4 protein-coding genes are annotated in these 4,969 nt (G+C 70.2%); 3 read left to right on the forward strand and 1 reads right to left on the reverse strand.

Translation table 11 applies throughout. The features are described 5' to 3' along the window. Nucleotides 1-104 precede the first annotated feature (104 nt). Nucleotides 105-1,157: a LacI family DNA-binding transcriptional regulator gene (locus tag O3Q52_RS48790; RefSeq protein ID WP_269654881.1), complete on the reverse strand. Its 1,053-nt coding sequence runs from the start codon at nt 1,155-1,157 to the stop codon at nt 105-107. A 402-nt stretch (nt 1,158-1,559) separates the two neighbouring features. On the opposite strand from O3Q52_RS48790, the gene O3Q52_RS48795 reads away from it, so the two are divergent. Genes O3Q52_RS48795 through O3Q52_RS48805 form a run of 3 tightly spaced genes read left to right on the forward strand, consistent with a single transcriptional unit; the run spans nt 1,560 to nt 4,746 of the window. After that, nucleotides 1,560-2,717 (forward strand): Gfo/Idh/MocA family protein, encoded by a 1,158-nt coding sequence (locus tag O3Q52_RS48795; protein WP_269654882.1) that lies wholly within the window; start codon nt 1,560-1,562, stop codon nt 2,715-2,717. Next, complete coding sequence (locus O3Q52_RS48800; protein WP_269654883.1) at nt 2,714-3,892, forward strand: dihydrodipicolinate synthase family protein; 1,179 nt, start codon at nt 2,714-2,716, stop codon at nt 3,890-3,892. The genes O3Q52_RS48795 and O3Q52_RS48800 overlap by 4 nt, the downstream gene beginning before the upstream one ends. 56 nt (nt 3,893-3,948) lie before the next feature. Next, nucleotides 3,949-4,746 (forward strand): sugar phosphate isomerase/epimerase, encoded by a 798-nt coding sequence (locus O3Q52_RS48805; protein WP_269654884.1) that lies wholly within the window; start codon nt 3,949-3,951, stop codon nt 4,744-4,746. Nucleotides 4,747-4,969 lie beyond the last annotated feature (223 nt).

Raw genomic sequence — 4,969 nt, forward strand, 5'->3', positions numbered from 1 at the left:
TGCCCCGTCGCGGCCCCGACCCGACACCACACGGCTGGCGCGTCTTTAGGGGCGCGAGGAACTGCGCGACCAGCCACGCACCACCCGCACCCAACACCCCAACCTCAGGAGTTCTTGGGCGCGCCCGTAGACCCCCGCACCATCAACTCCCCCCGAATCGTGGCAATCCCCCCAGGCGGAGCCTCCTCACGCCCCATCGCGATCCGCCCAGCCCGCGTCCCCGCCTCCGCCAACGGCAACCGCACAGTCGTCAACGCAGGCACCGCATCAATACTGAAGGGAAGATCATCGAAGCCCACAACAGACACGTCATCCGGAATCCGCAACCCAGAGTCCCGCAGAGCCGCACACGCCCCAAGCGCAACCGTGTCATTCGCCGCAACAACAGCCGTCAACTCCGGATCACGCCGCAGCAGTTCGAGCGTTGCCTCATACCCGGCCCGCCGGTCGTACCGCCCATGCACGGTCCGCGACGCCTCGTCAGCGATCCCGTGCGCGGCAAGCGCATCCCGATGCCCCTCCAGCCGATGCCGCGTAGTCGTACGCTCCTCCGGCCCCGCGATATACCCCATACGCCGATGCCCGAGCTCGATCAGATGCTCGGTGAGCCGCCGCCCCCCACCCCGGTTGTCGAAGGTGAGAGCCACCGCGTCGGTGTCGGCCGGCGCGGGCGGCCGCCCGCACAGCACGACCCGAGTCCCCGCGGCCGCGAGCTTGCGAAGCTTCGTGGCCACGGCCTCCGCATGCGCGGTGTTCTCCACGGCCCCACCGGTCAGCACGACCGCCGCGGCCCGCTGCCGCTGAAGCAGCGTGAGATACGTGAGCTCCCGCTCGGCGGAACCCCCGGTGTTGCACACAACGGCGAGCCGCTCACCGCCGGCCCGCCCCCCGGGCCCCCCGATCTCCCCCTGGATCGCCCCCGCCATGATCCCGAAGAACGGGTCGGCGATGTCGTTCACCAGAATCCCGACCAGGTCGGACGTCGCCGCGGCGAGGGCGCTCGCGGGGCCGTTCAGTACATAATCCAGCTCGTCCACGGCCCGCAGCACCCGCTCGCGGGTGGAGGCGGCCACGGGATAGTTCCCGTTCAGCACGCGCGACACCGTCGCGGGCGAGACCTGCGCGCGGGCCGCCACGTCCGCCAGGGTCACCGTCATCTTCGTCGTCCTCCGGTCGCGCATCTCGTATTACGTCCTCGTGCACCATTCCGAACCCCTGCACACGCGGGCTTTCCGAACCCCCACGCGGGCTTTCCGAACCCCTGCACGCGCGGGCTTTCCAGCCCCCTGCGCAAGCGGGCTCCAAACCCCCGCACGCGCGGGCGCACGAGCACACGTGGCACGGTTCCGCACAGACCCTAAGGCCGAACCCCCCAGTTGTTCGCCCCCTCGAACAACTCATCCCCGTCACGGTCTTGTCCAGACCGCTCCTCAGAGGCTAGCTTCTCTACACATAGAAAGCGCTTGCTGTGACGCTCACCAGTTCACCAGGGTGCACCGGACGTACCGGGGTCCACCTGTGGGGCGTACGCGGCGCGGGACGCGTACGAAGGGAATCACGTGACACGCAAGACGGTGCGCATCGCGATGAACGGTGTGACGGGACGCATGGGCTACCGCCAGCACCTCGTCCGCTCGATCCTCGCCCTGCGCGAACAGGGCGGTCTCGACCTCGGCGACGGCACCGTGCTGTGGCCCGAGCCGGTCCTCGTCGGCCGCCGCGAGCACGCCCTGAAGGCACTCGCGGAGCAGCACGGCCTGGACCCGGAGAACATCTCCACGGACGTCGACGCGGTCCTCGCCGACCCGGCCGTCGAGATCTACTTCGACGCCCAGGTCACCTCGGCCCGCGAGGAAGCGATCAAGAAGGCGATCGCGGCGGGCAAGCACATCTACACCGAGAAGCCGACCGCGACCGGTCTCGAAGGCGCGCTGGAGCTGGCCCGTCTGGCCACCGCCGCCGGCATCAAGCACGGCGTGGTCCAGGACAAGCTCTTCCTCCCGGGCCTGCTCAAGCTGAAGCGGCTCATCGATGGCGGCTTCTTCGGCCGCATCCTCTCCATCCGCGGAGAGTTCGGCTACTGGGTCTTCGAGGGCGACTGGCAGTCGGCCCAGCGCCCGTCCTGGAATTACCGCTCCGAGGACGGCGGTGGCATCGTTGTCGACATGTTCCCGCACTGGGAGTACGTCCTCCACGAACTGTTCGGCCGGGTGAAGTCCGTACAGGCCCTGACCGCCACGCACATCCCGCAGCGCTGGGACGAGCAGGACAAGCCGTACGACGCCACGGCCGACGACGCCGCCTACGGAGTCTTCGAACTCGACGGCGGGGCCATCGCCCAGATCAACTCCTCCTGGGCCGTCCGCGTCAACCGCGACGAACTCGTCGAGTTCCAGGTCGACGGCACCGAGGGCTCGGCGGTCGCCGGTCTGCGCAACTGCCGCGTCCAGCACCGCAGTTCGACGCCCAAGCCGGTCTGGAACCCCGACATCCCGGCCACCTACTCCTTCCGTGACCAGTGGCAGGAGATCCCCGACAACGCCGAGTTCGACAACGGCTTCAAGGCCCAGTGGGAGCTGTTCCTCAAGCACGTCTACGCCGACGCGCCCTACCACTGGGACCTGCTGGCCGGCGCCCGCGGCGTCCAGCTCGCCGAACTGGGCCTGAAGTCCTCGGCCGAGGGCCGCCGTTTCGACGTACCGGAGATCGCGCTGTGACGAACGGGCAGATCCAACTACCCAATGCGGACGGCGTGTTGCGCGCCTACACCCCCCGCACCGAACCCCTGCCCCTCACCACCGGTGCCCCCTTCACCGCCCGTACGGTCTACTCGGCGGCCCACGTGGTCGCCGACCCGTACGCCGACACCACCCCCGACTCCCCGGCGGCCGTCGACTGGGACGCCACCCTCGCCTTCCGCCGCCATCTGTGGTCCCACGGGCTCGGCGTCGCGGAGGCCATGGACACCGCCCAGCGCGGGATGGGCCTCGACTGGGCGGGCGCGGCCGAGCTGATCCGCCGCTCGTCGGCCGAGGCCAAGTCGGTCGGCGGCCTGATCGCCTGCGGCGTCGGCACCGACCAGCTGCCGGTCACCGAGGTCGGCTACCCGTACAGCCTGGACGAGGTGCGGGCCGCGTACGAGGAGCAGCTGGCCCTCGTCGAGGACTCCGGATCGCGGGCCATCCTCATGGCCTCCCGGGCGCTGGCCGCCAGCGCCAAGGGGCCCGAGGACTACCTGGAGGTCTACGGCCACCTGCTGCGCCAGGCCGCCGAGCCGGTGATCCTGCACTGGCTGGGCCCGATGTTCGACCCGGCGCTCGAAGGCTACTGGGGCAGCACCGACCTCGACGCCGCCACCAACACCTTCCTGGAAGTCATCGCCGCCCACCCCGACAAGGTCGACGGCATCAAGGTCTCCCTCCTCGACGCCCAGCGCGAGATCGACCTGCGCCGCAAGCTGCCCGACGGGGTGCGCTGCTACACGGGAGACGACTTCAACTACCCCGAGCTGATCGCGGGCGACGACCAGGGCTTCAGCCACGCCCTGCTCGGCATCTTCGACCCGCTGGGGCCCCTGGCCGCCGAGGCCGTACGTGTCCTCGACACCGGCAACACGGGCGGTTTCCGCGAACTCCTCGACCCCACCGTCGAGTTGTCCCGCCACCTCTTCCAGACCCCGACCCGCTTCTACAAGACGGGCGTGGTCTTCCTGGCCTGGCTCGCGGGCCACCAGGAGCACTTCACGATGGTCGGCGGCCTCCAGTCGTCCCGCTCGCTCCCGCACTTCGCCCGCGCGTACGAACTCGCCGACGTCCTGGGCCTGTTCCCGGACCCGGCGCTGGCGGAGAACCGCATGAAGAACCTGCTCTCCCTGTACGGAGTGAACCAGTGAGCACGAGCAGTACGAGCAGCCCCCTCGGCGACCTCTCCCGCTTCTCCATCAACCAGATGACGGTCAAGCAGCTGTCGATGCCCGAACTGGTCGACACCTGCCTGGAGTTGGGCGTCCCGGGCGTCGGCCTGTGGCGTGCTCCGGTCGAGACGTACGGCCTGGAGGAGACGGCCAAGCTGGTCCGCGACGCCGGCCTGGCCGTCACCACCCTCTGCCGTGGCGGCTTCTTCACGGCCATCGACCCGGCCGAGCGAGCCGAGGCACTGGCCGACAACCGCCGCGCCATCGACGAGGCCGCCACCCTGGGCACGGACACGCTCGTGCTGGTGTCCGGCGGCCTCCCCGCGGGCTCGAAGGACCTCCACGGCGCGCGGGAGCGCATCGCGGACGCGCTGGGGGAGTTGGGCCCGTACGCGGCCGCCAACGGTGTCCGGCTGGCCATCGAGCCGCTCCACCCGATGTACGCCTCCGACCGCTGCGTGGTCTCGACCCTCACCCAGGCCCTCGACCTCGCGGAACGCTTCCCCGCGAACCAGGTCGGCGTCGCGGTCGACACGTACCACATCTGGTGGGACGACCAGGCCCCCGCGCAGATCGCCCGCGCCGGTGCGGGCGATCGCATCCACACCTTCCAACTCGCCGACTGGACAACCCCGTTGCCCGAGGGCGTCCTGAACGGCCGGGGCCAGATCGGCGACGGTTCGATCGACATGCGCGAGTGGAAGGCGTACGTCGAGGCGGCGGGCTACTCCGGACCCATCGAAGTCGAGCTGTTCAACGACGTGCTGTGGGCCAGGGACGGCCGCGAGGTGCTGGCGGAGACGGCGGCACGGTTCGTGGAGCACGCGGCCTGAGAAACGGCCGTACCGTTCCGTACGCCCCGGACCACGGACGTCGGTTCGCCCGTGACCTCGTCACAGGCGGGCCGACGTCCGCGTCTCGTGCACCTCTTCGTCGTCGGTGAACACGCCGGACGCCGACGCCCCGCCGAGGGGCGCTGTGACGAGCGCCGCCGCACCGACGAGGGTCCACCGCGTCCGCCGGGGCCTGGTGCGCGCCGGTGCGGTGTTCAGATCG

It is taken from the genome of Streptomyces sp. ActVer (genome assembly GCF_027270795.1).
GTDB lineage: Bacteria > Actinomycetota > Actinomycetes > Streptomycetales > Streptomycetaceae > Streptomyces > Streptomyces umbrinus_A.

Excerpts from the sequence above, each read along its gene's own strand:
- O3Q52_RS48790 (WP_269654881.1), bottom strand. The coding sequence starts at position 1,157 with ATGACGGTGACCCTGGCGGACGTGGCGGCCCGCGCGCAGGTCTCGCCC.
- O3Q52_RS48805 (WP_269654884.1), top strand. The coding sequence starts at position 3,949 with ATGACGGTCAAGCAGCTGTCGATGCCCGAACTGGTCGACACCTGCCTG.